The sequence below is a fragment of the Diaphorobacter sp. LI3 genome (assembly GCF_022807955.1).
Taxonomy (GTDB): domain Bacteria; phylum Pseudomonadota; class Gammaproteobacteria; order Burkholderiales; family Burkholderiaceae_C; genus Diaphorobacter; species Diaphorobacter nitroreducens.
This window is the reverse complement of the sequence record NZ_CP094346.1, coordinates 1,662,598-1,680,443: the sequence shown is the minus strand read 5'-3', so window position 1 is coordinate 1,680,443 and position 17,846 is coordinate 1,662,598. Positions and strand designations below refer to the sequence as shown.

The 17,846-nt window shown below is 68.4% G+C and carries 18 protein-coding genes; 9 read left to right on the top strand and 9 right to left on the bottom strand.

The features are described from left to right. Positions 1 to 114: 114 nt before the first annotated feature. The 5 genes from MRB47_RS07810 to murI all read left to right on the top strand — a co-directional run bounded on the left by MRB47_RS07810 (position 115) and on the right by murI (position 3,458). Positions 115 to 387: a metal/formaldehyde-sensitive transcriptional repressor gene (locus MRB47_RS07810; protein WP_088886391.1), complete on the top strand. Its 273-nt coding sequence runs from the start codon at positions 115 to 117 to the stop codon at positions 385 to 387. Then, entirely contained in the window at positions 384 to 1,367 is a 984-nt protein-coding gene (gene dmeF, locus MRB47_RS07805) for a CDF family Co(II)/Ni(II) efflux transporter DmeF (RefSeq protein WP_252102376.1), read from the top strand. Before MRB47_RS07810 ends, dmeF begins: the two co-directional genes overlap by 4 nt. Positions 1,368 to 1,378: 11 nt before the next feature. Continuing rightward, the gene (locus MRB47_RS07800) at positions 1,379 to 2,023 is read left to right on the top strand and encodes a DUF938 domain-containing protein (RefSeq protein WP_252102375.1); all 645 of its coding nucleotides are present in this window, start codon (positions 1,379 to 1,381) and stop codon (positions 2,021 to 2,023) included. A 25-nt stretch (positions 2,024 to 2,048) separates the two neighbouring features. Continuing rightward, complete coding sequence (locus MRB47_RS07795; protein WP_252102374.1) at positions 2,049 to 2,480, top strand: GFA family protein; 432 nt, start codon at positions 2,049 to 2,051, stop codon at positions 2,478 to 2,480. A 102-nt stretch (positions 2,481 to 2,582) separates the two neighbouring features. Next, a complete protein-coding gene (gene murI, locus MRB47_RS07790) occupies positions 2,583 to 3,458 on the top strand; it encodes a glutamate racemase (protein ID WP_252102373.1) in 876 nt (291 codons plus the stop codon). Between the two features lie 67 nt (positions 3,459 to 3,525). On the opposite strand, the gene MRB47_RS07785 is transcribed toward murI, so the two are convergent. The 5 genes from MRB47_RS07785 to MRB47_RS07765 all read right to left on the bottom strand — a co-directional run bounded on the left by MRB47_RS07785 (position 3,526) and on the right by MRB47_RS07765 (position 8,375). Then, positions 3,526 to 4,041, bottom strand: coding sequence for a M48 family metallopeptidase (locus tag MRB47_RS07785; RefSeq protein ID WP_047350544.1), 516 nt, complete (start codon positions 4,039 to 4,041; stop codon positions 3,526 to 3,528). Between the two features lie 66 nt (positions 4,042 to 4,107). Then, on the bottom strand, positions 4,108 to 5,094 hold the full coding sequence (locus MRB47_RS07780) for a Bug family tripartite tricarboxylate transporter substrate binding protein (protein ID WP_041836343.1): 987 nt from the start codon (positions 5,092 to 5,094) through the stop codon (positions 4,108 to 4,110). Between the two features lie 50 nt (positions 5,095 to 5,144). Then, complete coding sequence (locus MRB47_RS07775) at positions 5,145 to 6,146, bottom strand: Bug family tripartite tricarboxylate transporter substrate binding protein (protein ID WP_252102372.1); 1,002 nt, start codon at positions 6,144 to 6,146, stop codon at positions 5,145 to 5,147. A 37-nt stretch (positions 6,147 to 6,183) separates the two neighbouring features. Further along, entirely contained in the window at positions 6,184 to 7,158 is a 975-nt protein-coding gene (locus tag MRB47_RS07770; RefSeq protein ID WP_252102371.1) for a hydroxymethylglutaryl-CoA lyase, read from the bottom strand. Continuing rightward, entirely contained in the window at positions 7,155 to 8,375 is a 1,221-nt protein-coding gene (locus tag MRB47_RS07765; protein ID WP_252102370.1) for a CaiB/BaiF CoA transferase family protein, read from the bottom strand. Before MRB47_RS07765 ends, MRB47_RS07770 begins: the two co-directional genes overlap by 4 nt. 120 nt (positions 8,376 to 8,495) lie before the next feature. On the opposite strand from MRB47_RS07765, the gene MRB47_RS07760 reads away from it, so the two are divergent. The 3 genes from MRB47_RS07760 to efp all read left to right on the top strand — a co-directional run bounded on the left by MRB47_RS07760 (position 8,496) and on the right by efp (position 11,225). After that, complete coding sequence (locus MRB47_RS07760; RefSeq protein ID WP_220637662.1) at positions 8,496 to 9,395, top strand: LysR family transcriptional regulator; 900 nt, start codon at positions 8,496 to 8,498, stop codon at positions 9,393 to 9,395. Next, positions 9,392 to 10,504 (top strand): elongation factor P maturation arginine rhamnosyltransferase EarP, encoded by a 1,113-nt coding sequence (gene earP / locus MRB47_RS07755; protein WP_252102369.1) that lies wholly within the window; start codon positions 9,392 to 9,394, stop codon positions 10,502 to 10,504. The genes MRB47_RS07760 and earP overlap by 4 nt, the downstream gene beginning before the upstream one ends. A 166-nt stretch (positions 10,505 to 10,670) precedes the next feature. Next, positions 10,671 to 11,225: an elongation factor P gene (gene efp / locus MRB47_RS07750; protein WP_011806028.1), complete on the top strand. Its 555-nt coding sequence runs from the start codon at positions 10,671 to 10,673 to the stop codon at positions 11,223 to 11,225. A gap of 114 nt (positions 11,226 to 11,339) precedes the next feature. Here the strand turns inward: efp and MRB47_RS07745 are convergent, their stop codons facing one another. The 4 genes from MRB47_RS07745 to ppsA form a co-directional block, all read right to left on the bottom strand. Then, the gene (locus MRB47_RS07745; RefSeq protein WP_047350521.1) at positions 11,340 to 11,807 is read right to left on the bottom strand and encodes a hypothetical protein; all 468 of its coding nucleotides are present in this window, start codon (positions 11,805 to 11,807) and stop codon (positions 11,340 to 11,342) included. A gap of 138 nt (positions 11,808 to 11,945) precedes the next feature. After that, the gene (locus MRB47_RS07740) at positions 11,946 to 14,033 is read right to left on the bottom strand and encodes a VC_2705 family sodium/solute symporter (protein ID WP_252102368.1); all 2,088 of its coding nucleotides are present in this window, start codon (positions 14,031 to 14,033) and stop codon (positions 11,946 to 11,948) included. After that, on the bottom strand, positions 14,026 to 14,343 hold the full coding sequence (locus tag MRB47_RS07735; protein ID WP_252102367.1) for a DUF4212 domain-containing protein: 318 nt from the start codon (positions 14,341 to 14,343) through the stop codon (positions 14,026 to 14,028). The genes MRB47_RS07740 and MRB47_RS07735 overlap by 8 nt, the downstream gene beginning before the upstream one ends. 19 nt (positions 14,344 to 14,362) lie before the next feature. Beyond that, the gene (ppsA, locus tag MRB47_RS07730) at positions 14,363 to 16,753 is read right to left on the bottom strand and encodes a phosphoenolpyruvate synthase (protein WP_252102366.1); all 2,391 of its coding nucleotides are present in this window, start codon (positions 16,751 to 16,753) and stop codon (positions 14,363 to 14,365) included. Positions 16,754 to 16,976: 223 nt separating this feature from the next. On the opposite strand from ppsA, the gene MRB47_RS07725 reads away from it, so the two are divergent. Beyond that, positions 16,977 to 17,807: a pyruvate, water dikinase regulatory protein gene (locus MRB47_RS07725; RefSeq protein ID WP_011806033.1), complete on the top strand. Its 831-nt coding sequence runs from the start codon at positions 16,977 to 16,979 to the stop codon at positions 17,805 to 17,807. Positions 17,808 to 17,846: the final 39 nt, after the last annotated feature.

Here is a 17,846-nt window from a genome sequence, read left to right as displayed (position 1 = left end):
CCCATTTCAACAACATATTGCGCACGCGCCCGCTGCGCGCAATGGCCAAGTTCCCGCCGCGGTCCGTGCGGCCGGGTTAGCATAGCCCCCCGCACTATATTTTCAAGTCATTCCATGTCCCACACCCACGGACAAAAAGACAAGCTGATCGCACGCGTGCGGCGCATCAAGGGCCAGATGGAGGGCGTCGAGCGCGCCCTGGAGGGTGACGCCGCGTGCGCGGAAGTGCTGCGGCAGCTCGCTTCGGCACGCGGCGCCATGAATGGTCTGACCACCGAAGTCATGCTGGGCCACCTGCAGGCTCATGTGGTGGACGCTGGCACCGATGCCGAGCGCCGCACCGGCGGCGAAGAAATGATGGACATCCTGCGCTCGTACCTGAAATGACTTCCTCCACCCTGCACACCGCGGGCGCGGCGCCCGCACCCTTCCCCGCCGACCATCACCACGTCTTCCTGGGCGCGGAGCACCAGCGCAACGAGCGGCGCGTGTGGCTCGTGATCGCGCTGACGGCCGGCATGATGGTCGCCGAGATCCTGGCGGGCAAGCTGTACGGTTCGATGGCCCTGGTGGCCGACGGCTGGCACATGTCCACGCACGCCGGTGCCATGCTGATCACGGCGCTGGCCTATGGGTATGCACGCCGCCATGCGGCCAACCCACGCTTCTCGTTCGGCACCGGCAAGATGGGCGACCTGGCCGGCTTCGCCAGCGCCGTGGTGCTGGCCATCGTGGCGCTGCTCATCGCGTGGGAGAGCTTCCTGCGGCTGACCGACCCCGTGCCCATCCGCTTCGAGCAGGCAATCGCCGTGGCGGTGATCGGCCTCGTGGTGAACCTGGTGTCCGCCCGGCTGCTGCATGGCGGACATGGGCACCACCACCATGGCCACGATCACGTGCACGACCATCACCACGCCGACCACGACCACGATCACGGCCGCCATGGCCACGACAACAACCTGCGCGCCGCGTACCTGCATGTGCTGGCCGACGCGCTGACCTCCGTGCTGGCCATCGCGGCGCTGCTCGTGGGGCGCAGTTACGGCTGGCTCTGGGCCGACCCGGCCATGGGCGTGGTGGGCGCGCTGGTGATCGCCCGCTGGTCCTGGGGGTTGATCCGTGACGCCGGCAGCGTGCTGCTGGATGCGCCAGCCGAAGGGCCGCAGGTCCGCCAGGAGATCGAGGACATCCTCGCCGCCACGGGCGACACGCTGAAAGACCTGCACGTCTGGCAGGTCGGCCCGGGCCATTTTGCTGCCATCATCTCCGTCGCCTCGGCCACGCCGCAGCCCGCGCAACACTACAAGGCCCTGCTGCTGCCGGTGCACGAGCTGTCGCACGTCACCGTGGAAGTACAGGCGCTTTGAGCACACATGCCATGAGTCACCCTCCCCTGCCGTTTTCCCAGGCCTGCGAAAACAACCAGGCGCCCATCTTCGCCGTGCTGCAGCAGGCCTTCGCCGACCGGCGCCATGTGCTGGAAATCGGCTCGGGCACGGGCCAGCACAGCGTGTATTTCGCGCCGCGCCTGCCCCACCTGGTGTGGCAGACCAGCGACCTGGCGGACAACCACGCGGGCATACGCGCCTGGCATGCGCAGCACCCGGCCCCCAACCTGCGCCCGCCGCTGCTGCTGGACCTGGCGCACAGCGATTGGCCGCAGGGCGCCCCTGGCAGCGGGCCGTTCGACGCGGTATTCAGCAGCAACACCGCGCACATCGTGGCCTGGCCGCTGGTGCAGCGGCTGTTCGCGCTGGCGGGCGCCCACCTGCCTGGCGGCGGCGTGCTGGCGCTGTACGGCCCCTTCAACTACGGCGGAACCTACACCAGTGACAGCAACCGCGCCTTTGATGCCTGGCTGCGCCAGCGCGACCCGCACAGCGGCATCCGCCACTTCGAGGACATCGTGGCGCTAGCGGCACAGCACGGCCTCGCGCTCGCGCACGACCACGCCATGCCTGCGAACAACCGGCTGCTGGTGTTCCACCGCACCGCCGCCCCGGCGGAGCCTGCCGTAGAGTGACGCCAACACACCTTCGCCGTCTGCTATGAACCCATCCGAGCCGCTGCACCACGGCGCCTGCCTCTGCCAGGGCGTGCGCTTCACGATCCGCGGGCCGCTGGCCCCGATCCAGATCTGCCACTGCGCGCAGTGCCGCCGCGCGCAGGGCAGCGCGTTTGCTGCCAATCTGCCGGTGGACGTGGATCGGCTGCAGTTCCAGGCCGGCCAGGACCTGCTGCGGCGCTTCGAGTCCTCCCCCGGCAAGCGGCGCGTGTTCTGCGGCATCTGCGGTTCGCCTGTATTCAGCGAGCGCGACAGCCTGCCCGGCGTGGTGCGCATCCGCGCAGGCCTGCTGGACGAGCCCGTGGCCACGGCGCCGGCATTCCACATGCATGTGGCCTCGCGCTGCAGCTGGTGGCCCCTCCAGGACGATCTACCCCAGCACCCGCAGGGGTACGTACCGCCCGGCGCGGCCTAGAGCGCACCCCTGCAGCCCGGCCGCCGCACGGGCATACTGGAGGCCCGTGCGCCGCCGCCCCTCCTGGCGGTGCCCTTCCCCCGATTTCTTGCCACGCCTTCCATGACATCGCCCCTTGCCGCCCGGCCCATTGGTGTGTTCGACAGCGGCATTGGCGGCCTGAGCGTGCTGCAGGCGCTGCGCCACGAACTGCCGCACGAGCATTTCGTCTACCTGGCCGACAGCGGCAACGCTCCCTACGGCGACGCCAAGGGCGACGCCTTCGTGCAGCAGCGCACGCTGGCCATCGCCCGCTGGCTGCGCGAACACCACGGCATCAAGGCGCTGGTGGTGGCCTGCAACACGGCCACCGCCGCCGCGGTGGAACAACTGCGCGCCGCCCTGCCCGACCTGCCCGCCATCGGGGTGGAGCCGGCGCTCAAGCCCGCCGCCGCCAGCAGCCAGACGCACCACGTGGGCGTGCTGGCCACGCGCGGCACGGTGGGCAGCGCGCGCTTTCAGCGCCTGCGCGATGGGCATTCGGCCGGCACGCGCTTTTCGGTGCAGCCTTGCGACGGCCTGGCGCGCGCCATCGAGCAATGCACCGAGGAGCCGCTGCCCGCCGCCGCATCCATGGCAAAAATAGAAGCGCTTTGCGTCCAGTACACGGGCGCGCTGGGCACTTTTGGCTTGAAGACGGGCGAGATCGACACGCTGGTGCTGGGCTGCACCCACTACGTGTTCGCCAAGGACATGCTGCGCGCCCTGGTGGGGCCGGATGTGCAGATCATCGACACAGGTGCGCCCGTGGCGCGCCAGACCCGGCGCATCCTCGACCAGGCCGGCGCCCTCGCACCCGAGCACGCGGCGGATGGCGCGCCCGCCGCGCCGGGGCATATCCAGCTCTACACCACCGGCCAGTTGGCCGCGCTGCAGTCGGCAGCCGAACGCTGGCTACAGTTGCCCGCGCAGTACTGCGCGGCGCTGCAGATCGACTGATATTCAAGCCAAAACGGGCTGCAGCGCTTACCTATCAAGCGCTGGCAGCTATTTTTTCAATAGCATTTCACCACAGCAGCTCACCACCCGCGTCCAGGTGCGTGAGGTACAGGCGCAGGTCGAACTCGAACTGGTGGTACTGCGGCTCCATGTGGGTGCACAGCTGGTAGAAGGCTTTGCCATGGTCCTTCTCGCGCAGGTGGGCCAGCTCGTGCACGACGATCATGCGCAGGAACTCGTCGGGCGTCTGCTTGAACAGCGCGGCCACGCGGATCTCATGCCGCGCCGCCAGCCGCCCGCCCTGCACCCGCGTGCGGTGGGTGTGCAGCCCCAGCGCATGGCGCACCACGTGGATCTTGCTGTCGAACAGCACCTTGTTCACCGTGCCCGCGTTGCGCAGGTGGCGCGCCTTGAATTCCTGGGCGTAGTCGTACAGCGCCTTGTCGCTGCGCACCGCGTGCCCCTCGGGGTACTTGCGCTGCAGCAGCGCGCCCAGCTGGCCCTGCGCCAGCAGCGCATGGGCCTGGGCCTGCAGCGCGGGCGCGTAGGCCCGCAGGTAGGGCAGATCGAGAGGGGCTGTCATCAGGGCGCCGGGCAGCGGCACCGGGCGTGCCGCCGCATTCCAAAGGGCGCCCAGTGTAGGGCGGATTTATTCCGCCTCGATCTTGGAGCTCTTGATCACGCCCGCCCAGTTGGCGAAGTCGCTCTTCACGCGCTCGCCCAGCTGCTGCGGGCCCTGGTAGTCGGCCGCGGCACCCTGTTCCTGCGCCTTCTTGCGGAAGGCCGGGTCTTCCACCACCTTTTTCATGTCGGCGGCCAGCTTGTCGATGACCGGCTTGGGCACCCCTGCGGGCGCAAACAGCGCGAACCACGAGGTGGCGTTCACGCCCGGGTAGCCGGCCTCGGCCGTGGTGGGGGCGTCGGGCAGGCTGGCCAGGCGCTCCTTACCCGTGACGGCCAGCACGCGCAGCTTGCCGGACTGGATGTGGGGCATGAACGGCGGAGCGGTGCCGAAGGTCAGGTCCACCTGGCCGCCCAGCAGGTCCTGCAGCGCGGGGCCCGTGCCCTTGTAGGGCACGTGCACCATCTTGATGCCGCCCTGCTGCTCCAGCATGGCGCCGGTCACGTGCTGCAGCGAGCCGTTGCCTGACGAGGCGTAGTTGAGCTTGCCGGGGTTGGCCTTGGCGTAGGCCACCAGCTCGGCCAGGGTCTTCACCGGCAGGCCGTCGCGCACCACGATGATCTGCGGCGCCGAGATCACGTTGGCGATGGGCTGGAAGTCCTTCTGATCCCACTGCGGTGCCTTGGTGAGATGGGGCGAGATCACGTGGTAGCCCGAGTACTGCATGAGCAGCGTGTAGCCATCGGGCTCGGCGCGCTTGACGATGTTGGCCGCGATGGCGCCGTTGCCGCCACCCTTGTTGTCCACCACCACCGACTGGCCCAGCACCGGCGCCAGCGCCTGCGCGGCCATGCGCGCCGAGATGTCGGTGGTGCCGCCGGCGGCGGCCGGCACGACGAAGGTCACCGTGCGCGATGGGTAACCGCCCTGCGCCCAGGCCGTGGACAGCGCCAGCGGCGCCAGAGCGGCCAGCGCCAGTGCGCCGAAATGTTTGCGTGTGATGCGCGTGGTCATCATGGGTTGTGTCTCCTTGTTGAAAGTTGTGCGAAATCGGGATGGAAGAATCAGTCCACGGTGGCGCCGGTGTCCTTGACCACGCGCGCCCACTTGGGCAGGTCGGACTGCACCAGCGCACCCAGCTGGGCGGACGTGCCCTTGAACGGCTCGCAGCCCACGACGGCGAGCTTGTCCACCACATCCTTGTGGTCCAGCGCGCGTGCCACTTCGGCCTGCAGCCGCTCGACGATGGGCGCGGGCGTGCCCGCCGGGGCGAACATGGCGTACCACGGTGCCTGGGCGAAGCCCTTGAGCGTCTCGCCGATGGTGGGCACGTCGGGCAGCGCGGCGACGCGCTTTTCGTTCACCACGCCCAGCACCTTGAGCTTGCCCGCCTTGATGAAGGCGATCGACGAGGGCAGGCTCTGCACGGACAGCGGCACCTGCCCGCCCGCCACGTCGGTGGCGGCCGCTGCCGAGCCCTTGTAGGGAATGTGCTGCAGCTGGATGCCAGCGGCCTTTTGCAGCAGCTCACCGATCAGGTGGTTGAGCGTGCCGTTGCCAGCCGAGGCGATGGCGTACTTGCCGGGGCTGGCCTTGGCCAGCCGGATCAGGTCCGCCACGTTGTTGCCCGGGAACGAAGGGTGCGCCACCAGCACGTAGCCGGCGGTGGCGACGGGCGCCACGGGCTCGAAATCCTTGACGGCGTCGAACCCCGGGTTCTTGTAGAGCGCCGGGCCGATCACGTGCGCGCTGTCGGCCGTGACCAGCAGCGTGTAGCCATCGTGCTTGGTACGCGCCAGGGCCGCCGTGGCCAGCGTGCCGCCCGCGCCGGGGCGGTTGTCCACCACCACGCTCTGGCCCATCTGCTCGCCCAGGCGCTGCGCCAGCACGCGCGCAATCGCGTCGTTGGCGCCGCCCGCGGCCTGCGGCACCACCAGGGTGATGGGCTTGGAGGGGTACTTGTCCTGCGCGGCGGCGCCCAGGGGCGCGGTGCACAGCAGGGCGCCCACAGCGGCCCCAAAGGCCAGCGCGGCCCTGCGGCCGTGGGATGCAGTGGTCAAAGGCATCGGGTTGTCTCCTGTCGTTATGGATGTGCGGTGAAAGCTACCGCGCCAGCGCACGCTCGCGGATTGCGTCGAAGCCGGCCGGCACCGGGTGCAGGTCCAGCCGGCACCCCGCCTTCACGATCTGGCTGGGCACCTCGTGGCCGATCAGCGCGGGCAGGCGGGCCGCAGTGGCAATCAGCGCCGGCAGATCAATGCCCGTGTCGTAACCCATGAGCTGCAGCGCATGCACCACTTCTTCGGTGCATACATTGCCCGTGGCACCCGGCGCATAGGGACAGCCGCCCAGGCCGCCCAGCGATGCGTCAAAGCGCTGCGCCCCCGCATCGATGGCCGCCAGCATATTCCCCAAGCCCATGCCGCGCGTGTTGTGAAAGTGCAGCGTGAAGGCCATGCCCGGCCAGCGCGCGCGCGCAGCGGCCACCACCTGCCCCACCTGCGTGGGAAAGGCCATGCCCGTGGTGTCGCACAACGTGATGCCCGCAACGCCCAGGTCGGCGAAGCGCTGCACCTGCTCCCACACGGCGTCCAGCGCCACATCGCCCTCCATGGGGCAACCGAACACGCACGACAGCGACACGTTCACCGGCACCTGCGCCGCCTGCGCCATGGTGATCACCTGTGCCAGTGCCGCGAACGATTGCGCGCGCGTCATGCGCAGGTTGGCGAGGTTGTGCGTCTCGCTGACGGACATGACCAGGTTCAGCTCGTCGGTGCGCGACTCGATGGCGCGCTCCGCGCCGCGCGCGTTGGGCACCAGCGCGGTGTAGGTCACGCCGGGGCGGCGCTCGATCTCGCGCATCACCACCTCGGCGTCGCGCAGCGCGGGGATGGCCGTGGGCGAGGTGAACGAGGTCACCTCGATCTTGGACAGGCCCGCGTGGGACAGTGCATTCACGAGCGCGATCTTGTCCTCGGTCGGCACGAACTGCGCCTCCATCTGCAGGCCGTCGCGCAGGCCCACGTCGCACAGCTCGATGCGCCGCCCGGCGCCGTTCCACACGCTGGTCGTCATTGGATCACTCCCTTGCTGCGCAGCAGCGCGATCTGCTCGGCCGTCAGCCCCGCCTCGGCCAGCACGGCATCGGTGTCGTCCCCCAGGCGCGGCGCGCTGGTGCGGATGGTGCCCGGCGTGGCCGAGAGCTTGGGCACGATGCCCGGCACCTGCAGCTCGTAGCCGTCGCGCGTGCGCTGCGTGAGCAACATGTCTCGCGCCTGGTAGTGCGGGTCCTCGGCGATGTCCTTGGCGGTATAGACCTTGCCCGCGGGCACGCGTGCGGCGGCCAGCAACTCCATGACTTGCGCCACGGTGCGCTCGGCGGTCCAGCGGCCAATGGCGGCATCGATCTCGGCCACGCGCGCCACGCGGCCGGCGTTGTCGGCCAGTTGCGGGTCATCGGCCAGATCCTGGCGGCCGATGGCGGCCATCAGGCGCTTGAAGATGCTGTCGCCATTGCCGGCCACCAGCACCCAGCCGTCCTGGCAGGGGTAGGCGTTGCTCGGCGCAATGCCCGGCAGCGCGCTGCCCGCGGCCTCGCGCACGGCGCCAAAGGCGCTGTACTCGGGGATCAGGCTTTCCATGCAGTTGAACACCGCCTCGTGCAGGGCCACGTCGATCACCTGGCCCACGCCGCCGTTCACCTTGCGGTGGTACAGCGCCATCATCACGCCGATGGCGCCGTGCAGCGCGGCCAGCGTGTCACCGATCGACACGCCCACGCGCACCGGCACGCGGCCCGGCTCGGCCGTGAGGTGGCGCAGGCCGCCCATGGCCTCGCCGATCACGCCAAAGCCCGGCAGGTCGCGGTAGGGGCCGGTCTGCCCGTAGCCCGAGATGCGCAGGATGACCAGGCCGGGGTTGAGGGCGTGCAGCGCCTCGGGCGACAGACCCCAGCCCTCCAGGGTGCCGGGACGGAAGTTCTCGATGAGCACATCGGCTTCGGCGATCAGGCGGCGCGCTATGTCCTGCGCTTCGGCCTGGCGCAGGTCCAGCGCCACCGACTTCTTGTTGCGCGACTGCACCTGCCACCACACGGAGGTGCCCTCCTTGATGAGGCGCCAGTTGCGCAGGGGGTCGCCCGCACCCACGGCCTCGATCTTCACCACATCGGCGCCGAACTCGCCCAATGTCTTGCCGCAGAACGGCCCGGCGATGAGCTGGCCCATTTCGATCACGCGCACGCCGGCCAGTGCCGCGGGCGTGGGGGCAGCGGTGTAGTACTTGGGGGTCATATATCTCCTGCAATCCAGGCGGCATGATGCGGCGCCCCGGCCGGGCCGCAAAACGCTCAAGCGCGAAGCTGCCATCGCAAACCGGCATGGCCCGCCGCCGCCGCAGTACCATCGCCGCCCATGAAGCTCGACCCGGTCTCCCTGCGCCTGTTCGTCGCGGTGATGGAGGAAAACGCCATCGCCCGCGCCGCCGCGCGCGAACACATCGCGCCCTCCGCCGCCAGCCGCCGCCTGGCCGAGCTGGAGGACGCGCTGCGCGTGGAGCTGTTCACGCGCAGCAACCGCGGCACCGAGCCCACGGCCGCGGCCTACGCCCTGCTGCACCTGGCGCGCGGCGTGCTCAACGACCTGGACGGCATCGCCACGCAGATGCAGGACTTTCGCGCCGGCGTGCGCGGCCACGTGCGCGTGGTGGCCAACATCTCGGCCATCACGCAGTTCCTCCCGGGCGAACTGCAGCGCTTCATGGCCGCGCACCCGCAGGTCGATGTGCGGCTGCAGGAGCAGATCAGCACCGCCGTGGCGCAATCGGTGGCCGAGAACGCAGCCGACGTGGGCATCCTCAACCACGGCAGTTATGGCGAGCGCGTGAGCCTGCTGCCCTACCGCGAGGACGAGCTGGTCCTCATCGTCCCCGCGGGCCATGCGCTGGCACGCCGCCGCAGCGTGCGCCTGGCAGACGCCCTGGCCTGCGACTTCGTGGGTATGCATCCGGGCAGCGCCATCAACAACCTGCTCACACGCGCCGCGGCCGAGCAGGAGATGCCGCTCAAGCTGCGCATCCAGGTCACGAGCTATGACGCCCTGTGCCTGATGGTGTCCGCCGGCCTGGGCGTGGCCGTGCTGCCGCGCGGCAGCGCCCAGATCTACCGCGGCACACTGGCCCTGCGCGCCATCACGCTGGATGAGCCCTGGGCACGGCGGCGCCTGTCGCTGTGCGTGCGCTCAGAGGAGTCGCTGTCCAGCGTCGCACGCTTGCTGGTGGACCACCTGCGCGCCGGCGCCCAGGAGGCGCCATGACGAAGGCCACGGCCCACCTGCGCTGGGACATCTTTTGCCAGGTGATCGACAACTTTGGCGACATCGGCGTGTGCTGGCGCCTGGCGGCCGATCTGGGCAGCCGCGGCCACCGCGTGCGCCTGTGGGTGGATGACGCCAGCGCTCTGGCCTGGATGGCGCCGCAGGGCGCACCTGGCGTACAGGTGCTGCCTTGGCCCACGCAGGCGCCCGTAGACGGGCCCGGCGACGTGGTGGTGGAGGCCTTCGGCTGCGAAATTGCTCCGCAATTCATAGCTGCCATCGCTCACCACACAAACGCTACAGGCCCAAAACCCTTATGGATCAACCTGGAGTACCTGTCGGCCGAGGCCTATGTGGAACGCTGCCACCGGCTGCCGTCTCCGCTCATGAGCGGCCCGGGGGCGGGCCTGACACGCTGGTTCTACTACCCCGGCTTCACCGAGCGCACGGGCGGCCTGCTGCGTGAGCCAGACCTGCTGGCGCGCCAGGCCGCGTTCGACCGCTCCGCCTGGCGCGCCGGCCACGGCATCGGGGCAGACGAAGTCGCCATCTCGCTGTTCTGCTACGAGCCACCCGCCCTGCCCCAGCTGCTGGCGCAATGGCAGCCGCGCAGCGACGTGCGGCTGCTGGTCACGCCCGGACGTGCCACGGCGGCCGTGCGCCAATGGCAGCAGCGGTTTGAGAGTCAAAAAAGCCTCCAAGGCTCATACAGCAAACGCGAGCAGCTATCAATTTCATATCTGCCACCCTGCCCTCAGCCGGCCTTTGACGAAATGCTCTGGGCCTGCGACCTGAACTTCGTGCGCGGCGAGGACTCACTAGTGCGCGCCCTGTGGGCGGGCCAGCCGTTCGTGTGGCAGATCTATCCGCAGCACGACGATGCGCACCACGCCAAGCTACTGGCCTTCCTGGACTGGCTGCACGCCCCTGCATCGCTGCGGCGCTGGTCGGCCCTCTGGAACGGTCTGGAGACCCGCAGCGAGTTACCGCCGCTGGACGCGGCCACCCTGGGCGAATGGCGCGCATGTATACAGTCCGCGCGTGCGCGGCTGCTGGCACAGCAGGATTTATTGACCTTACTGCTAGGGTTTGTGGCGGAGAAAAGCTAGAATCCCCGGTTTTGCGCCATACGAAGGCGGCACTCGCGTGCCCAGCCGGCGCCCCCGCCGCGGAACATGCGCCGGGGTGGAAGGCGGCCCAGTTCACGCAAACGCCTGGGCCACGCCCGCCCGCCCCGACTTGTGGAGCGGTCAACCTTTCCTTCCCAAGCAAGCCATGAAAATCGCTCAAGAAATCCGCGCCGGCAACGTGATCATGCAGGGCAAAGACCCCATGATCGTGCTGAAGACCGAATACGCCCGCGGCGGCCGCGGCGCCGCTACCGTGCGCATGAAGCTGAAGGCGCTCCTGTCCAACATGGGCACCGAAGTCGTCTTCAAGGCCGACGACAAGATCGACAACGTGATCCTGGACAAGAAGGAGTGCACCTACTCCTACTTCGCCGACCCGATGTACGTGTGGATGGACGCCGAGTACAACCAGTACGAAGTGGAAGCCTCCAACATGGGCGATGCCATCAGCTACCTCGAAGACGGCATGGCGGCCGAAGTGGTGTTCTACGACGGCAAGGCCATCTCCGTGGAACTGCCCACCAGCGTGGAGCGCGAGATCACCTGGACCGAACCCGCCGTGAAGGGCGATACGTCCGGCAAGGTGCTCAAGCCCGCGAAGATCGCCACCGGCTTCGAAGTGGCCGTGCCGCTGTTCGTGGACCAGGGCGACAAGATCGAGATCGACACGCGCACGGGCGAATACCGCAAGCGCGTCTAAGAACACCTTGCGTCCGGCTGCGGACGCCGTTCATGCAAGGGGAGCGTGTCATGCACGCTCCCTTTTTTATTGAGGACTGGGTGGGTCCGGCAGGGGCCACGCCCAGCGCCGCATTCACGCGAACAACGCCCTCTCCAGCCTGGTGTACTTGGCGTCTCCCACGGCCTCGCGGATCTTGGGAGCCAGCGCCGCCAGATCCTCATACCCCGCAGCGCCCTCGACCGCCAGATTCAGGCGGAAGCCCTTCAGCCCAAGGCTGGCGGTAAGTTCGGTGGCGATCGGGTAGGCGGCTTGATAGCGCTCGCGCTGCGTGCGCCCCGTGCCATCGACCTGCACCTCGGCGCCGTCCGCCGGCGCTGCGGCCGCGGGTGCCGGCGCTCCCGGTCCGCTCTCCAGCAACCCCTGGTCGATCATGAGCTGCACGTCCTCGCGCGAGATACCCATGGCCGCCGTGGCCGTCAGCACCTGGTCCAGGGTGCGCTTGCCGTCGAACAGGATGAAGGCTGAGCGCTGGCGCGGCGACAGCGCACCCTGGCGATCCTTCAGCGCCAGTTGCCCAGCCGGTGTTTTCACGAGAATCATGCCCACCTCTTCGCTTGGTACGTGATGGAAAAGCGGCATGGAACGCCGCACGGGATCAGCGTCGCACGGATGTGGCCATTTGTGAATGAGGTCAAACCGCAGGTCGCCCGTGGGCGCGCAGCCGCGGGGCGCGGCGCGCTACAGCCCGTCCGCGGGAGCCGGCCGCACGCGGCCCGGCCGCGTGGCCAGGCTGACGCTCCACGCCACAGCCAGGCCTACCGGCACGCCGAAGACCCCGGCCGAAATCGGATGGATGCCGAACCACAGGCCATCGACGAGCAGCGCGGAAGGCACCCATTCGCGCACGCTATCCACCTGCGCCAACAGGTAATACACGGTGACGGACAGGCCGGCGAGCATGCCGGCTACCGCGCCCTGGCGCGTAGTACCGCGCCAGAAGATGCCCAGCACCATCGCGGGCACGAAGGCCGATGCGGCGATGGAAAACGACGCCGACACCATGGGCAGGATTTCCGACGGCTTGAGCGCCGCAACGAACGCCGCGGACAGCGCCACGGAGAGCAGCGTGAACTTGGTCAGGATCACCCGCTGCTCGGGCGACGCCTTGCGGCGCGTTTCCTGGTGGTACAGGTCGCGCACCAGCGCGTTGCTGATGGTGAGCAGCAGGCCATCGGCAGTGGACAGCGCAGCGGCCAGCCCGCCCGCGGCCACCAGGCCGGAGATCACGTAGGGGAGCCCGCCGATCTCGGGCGTGGCCAGCATGATGAGGTCGGCCCCGAAGCGGATTTCGCCGAACTGCACGATGCCATCGCCGTTCACGTCCTCCACGGACAGCAGCGACGCGTCCACACGCGCCCATTGCGCCATCCAGTTGGGCAGTTGGTCGAAGCTGCTGCCCACGAGGTTGTTCATGACCTCGAACTTCACCAGCACGGCGAGCGCCGGCGCACTCAGGTACAGCAGTGCGATGAAGAACAGCGACCACGCGACCGACGCGCGCGCGCCCGCCACCGAGGGCACCGTGTAGTAGCGCGTCAGCAGGTGCGGCAGGCCGGCCGTTCCCACCATCAGGCAGAACATCAGCGCCAGGAAGTTGCGGCGCGCATCGTCGAAGGTCTGGCGCTCCTGCGGGGTGCCCTGCGGATCGCCCGCAAACGCCTGGCTGTGGCGCGGCAGGCCGCCCATGGCGCGGGCGCGCTCATAGTTGTCGCGCATCTCGCGCGTCCAGCGATCGCGCGCGGCAGCCTCGTCGCGCGGCATGGAGGCCAAATCCCGGCTGGCGGCCACGATCAGCCCCACGTCGGCGTTCTGGGCGCGCAGGCGCTGGATGCGCTCGCGCGCCGCTTCGCGCTCCCGCGCGAGTGCGGCGGGCACGTCGGCCAGCCGCGCCTTGTAATCCTCGGCGCGCTGCAGGTAGGCCGCGACCACGTCTTGCTCGACCTCCGAGGCCAGCAGCCCGCCCTCCAGCGTGGCGATCTTGCCGATCTGTGCTCCCGCCACCACAGGTGCAACGGGGTTGCCGAGCTGCTTGTACGCCAGCCACGACACCGGGATCAGGAACGCCAGCAGGATGACGATGTACTGCGCCACCTGCGTCCAGGTGATGGCGCGCATCCCCCCCAGGAACGAGCACAGCAGCACGCCGCCCAGGCCGAGCATGATGCCGATCTCGAACTGCACCCCGGTCAGGCGCGAGGCGATCAGCCCCACGCCGTAGATCTGCGCCACCACGTAGGTGAAAGAGCACAGCACGGCCGACAGGGCCGCGATGATGCGTGGCCAGCGCCCGCCAAAACGCACCTGGAAGAAGTCCGGAACGGTGTAGAGGTTCATCGCCCGCAGGTGCGGCGCGATGAGCATGGCCACGAGCACGAAGCCGCCCGTCCAGCCCAACAGATAGGCCAGCCCGCCCGGCTGCTCCGGCGTGCCCGAGAAGCCCTGCAGATACAGCGCGCCCGACAGGCTGATGAACGAGGCCGCGCTCATCCAGTCCGCGGCGGCGGCCATGCCGTTGTAGAACGGCGGAATGCGGCGGCCCGCCACGTAGTATTCGTCCGCATCCGTGGTGCGGCCGTACACGCCGATGGCGGCGTAGGCCATCACGGTGAGAAACAGGAAGATGGGGCCAATCCACTGGCGCGACAGCCCGCGCTGCTCGGCCCAGGCCATCAGGGCCACGAACCCCAGCAGCCCTGCGATGTACAGCGCCACGATGCGGTTCAGGCGCGCCATGTAGCTGCGCCCCTCGCCGCCGCGTTCAATCATGGGGTGGGGCTGTGGCAGCGTCGCGCTGCGCCGCCATGTCCTGCCGTTCGAAGTAGCTCATGGCGGTACAGTAAACGCAGACGATGCCAATGAACATCAGGACTGCCCCCTGGGAGGCAATCCAGTAGCTCAACGGCCACGGGCCCACCAGGAATTGCAGGTCGCGCGCGAAGTAGCCGGTGCCGAACGACACCAGCACCCACACGAGCAGCAGGCCCGCCTTCAGCCACAGGTGGCGCGCATCGTGCAGGTCGGGGGCAAAGGGCGCCCCCTCAATCTCTTCCTGCGTGAGCGACCGGCGGTGGGGCATGGCCTGCGGCTGCGGCGCGTCAGCGCGCCAGTTGCTGCCAGGTATCGATCACGCTGTCAGGGTTCAGCGAGATCGACGTGATGCCCTCACGCGCCAGCCACTGGGCAAAGTCGGGATGGTCGCTGGGGCCCTGCCCGCAGATACCGATGTATTTGCCCTGCGCGCGGCACGCCTTGATGGCCAGGTGGATCAGCGCTTCCACGGCCGGGTCGCGCTCGTCAAAGTCGGCGGCCAGCAGTTCCAGGCCCGAGTCGCGGTCCAGGCCCAGGGTGAGCTGGGTCAGGTCGTTGGAGCCGATGGAGAAGCCGTCGAAATACTCCAGGAAGCGCTCGGCCAATATCGCGTTGCTCGGGATCTCGCACATCATGATGAGCTTGAGCTCGTTCTCGCCGCGTTGCAGGCCGTGCTGTGCCAACAGCTTGGTGACGCGCTCGGCCTGGCCCAGCGTACGCACGAAGGGCACCATGACCTGCACGTTGGTCAGGCCCATGTCGTTGCGCACGCGCTTGATGGCCTCGCACTCCATGGCGAAGGCCTCGCCGAAGTCCTGGCTCACGTAGCGCGCTGCGCCACGGAAGCCCAGCATGGGGTTCTCTTCCTCGGGCTCGTAGCGGCTGCCGCCGATGAGCTTGCGGTACTCGTTGGACTTGAAATCCGACAGGCGCACGATGACGGGCTTGGGCCAGAACGCGGCGGCGATGGTCGCCACGCCCTCGGCCACCTTGTCCACGTAGAACGCGCGCGGGCTGGCATGGCCGCGCGCCACGCTCTCCACGGCCTTCTTCAGGTCGGCATCCACGGCGGGGTAGTCCAGGATGGCCTTAGGGTGCACGCCAATGTTGTTGTTGATGATGAACTCCAGGCGCGCCAAGCCCACGCCTTCGTTGGGCAATTGTGCGAAGTCGAAGGCCAACTGCGGATTGCCCACGTTCATCATGATCTTGGTGGAGATGGGCGGCATCTCGCCGCGCTGCACCTCAGTCACCTCGGTCTCGAGCAGGCCGTCGTAGATACGGCCGGTGTCGCCCTCAGCGCAGCTCACGGTGACCAGCGTGCCGTCCTTGAGCACGTCGGTGGCGTGGCCGCAGCCCACCACGGCCGGAATGCCCAGTTCGCGCGCAATGATGGCCGCGTGGCAGGTGCGCCCGCCCCGGTTGGTCACGATGGCGCTGGCGCGCTTCATCACCGGCTCCCAGTTGGGGTCGGTCATGTCGGTGACCAGCACGTCACCGGGCTGCACCTTGTCCATCTCGGCGATGTCGTTGACCAGTCGCACCGGGCCGGTGCCGATCTTCTGTCCGATGGCGCGGCCTTCGGCCAGCACCGGGCCGTGGCCCTTGAGCTTGAAGCGCTGCTCGGCCTGGCCCTTGGCCTGGCTCTTCACCGTCTCAGGGCGCGCCTGGAGGATGTAGAGCTGGCCATCAGTGCCGTCCTTGCCCCACTCGATGTCCATGGGACGGCCGTAGTGCTGCTCGATGGTCAGGGCGTAGTGCGCGAGCTGCTGCACCTCGTCGTCGGTCAGCGAGTAGCGGTTGCGCTGTTCGGTGGGCACGTCGATGGTCTTGACCAGCTTGCCCGACGTGGCCTTCTCCTCGGGCGAGGCAAAGACCATCTGGACCAGCTTGCTGCCCAGGTTGCGGCGGATCACCGCCTTGTGCCCTGCGCGCAGCATGGGCTTGTGCACGTAGAACTCGTCGGGGTTCACGGCGCCCTGCACCACGGTTTCGCCCAGGCCGTAGCTGGAGGTGATGAACACCACGTCCTCGAAGCCGCTTTCCGTGTCGATGGTGAACATCACCCCGGCCGCGCCCAGGTCGGAGCGCACCATGCGCTGCACGCCCGCCGACAGGGCCACCACGTCATGGGCAAAACCCTTGTGCACGCGGTAGGAGATGGCGCGGTCGTTGTACAGCGACGCGAACACTTCCTTCATCTTGTGCAGCACGGCTTCGATGCCCACCACGTTCAGGAAGGTCTCCTGCTGACCGGCAAAGGAGGCATCGGGCAAGTCCTCGGCCGTGGCGGAGGAGCGCACGGCGAAGCTGGCCTGGTCGTTACCCGCCGACAGCGCGGCAAATGCCTCGCGCACGGCCTTTTCCAGGTCGGCAGGGAACGGCTGGTTTTCCACCCAACCGCGGATCTCGGCGCCGGCCTCGGCCAGCGCGCGCACGTCGTCCACGTCCAGCGCGGCCAGGCGCTGGCTGATGCGGTCGTGCAGGCCTTCGTACTTGAGGAACTCGCGGAACGCATGCGCGGTGGTGGCGAAGCCCGTGGGCACGCGCACCCCCTGGGGCAGTTGGGAGATCATCTCGCCGAGGGAGGCGTTCTTGCCGCCAACGACCTCGACGTCGCTCATTCTCAGGTTCTCAAACGGTACGACCAGGGCGGTCGCCTCGAAACGTGCAGACATGGGAAAGCTCCAGAGTTTAAAAACCGGTCTGCGCCCACCGTCGCGTCAAGGGAAGGCGGGCAGTCGTCGCTCATGCAGCGGCCACGGCTTTGCTGTTGTTGTTGTGGGCCGGCGCGGTGCATGGGGAGAAATTGGGAATAATGGGCGCCATTGTAGGCGGGCTGCCCGCCGCAGCGCACGCGCCATCGCATCACCACGCTCTCCTTCCCGCTCTTCCTTTCCCATGCTTGCCACGCACACGCGCACCGTGTTCTATATCTCCGACGGCACCGGCATCACGGCCGAAACCTTCGGCAATGCCATCCTGGCGCAGTTCGACATCCGCCCGCGCCACGTGCGCCTGCCCTTCATCGATACCGAGGACAAGGCGCACCAGGTGGTGCGCCAGATCAACCACACGGCCGAGCTGGAGGGCAAGAAGCCCATCGTGTTCACCACGCTGGTGAACATGAGCGTGCTCAAGATCATCGAGGACGGCTGCAGGGGCATGCTGCTGGACATGTTCGGCACCTTCATCCGCCCGCTGGAGTCCGAACTGGGCGTGAAGTCACACCACCGCGTGGGGCGTTTCTCGGACATCAGCGTGTCCAAGGAATACAGCGACCGCATCGAAGCCATCAACTTCAGCCTGGACCACGACGACGGCCAGAGCCACCGCGACCTGTCGGGTGCGGACGTGATCCTGATCGGCGTGTCGCGCAGCGGCAAGACGCCCACGAGCCTGTACCTGGCCATGCAGTGCGGCCTGAAAGTGGCCAACTATCCACTGATCCCCGAGGACTTCGAGCGCCGCCAACTGCCGCCCGCACTGGTGCCGCACCGCAAGAAAATCTTCGGCCTGACGATCGACCCACAACGGCTGTCGCAGATCCGCAATGAGCGGCGCCCCGGCTCCCGGTACGCCGATCTGGTGAACTGCCGCAACGAGGTGGCCGAGGCCGAGGCGATGATGCGCCGCTCGGGCATTCGCTGGCTATCCACCACCACCAAGAGCATCGAGGAGATCGCGACCACCATCCTGCAGGAGGTGCGGCCGGAACGGCTGCAGTACTGATCGCCCCTGCATCAAAACAAAAGCGCCCCGAAAGGCGCT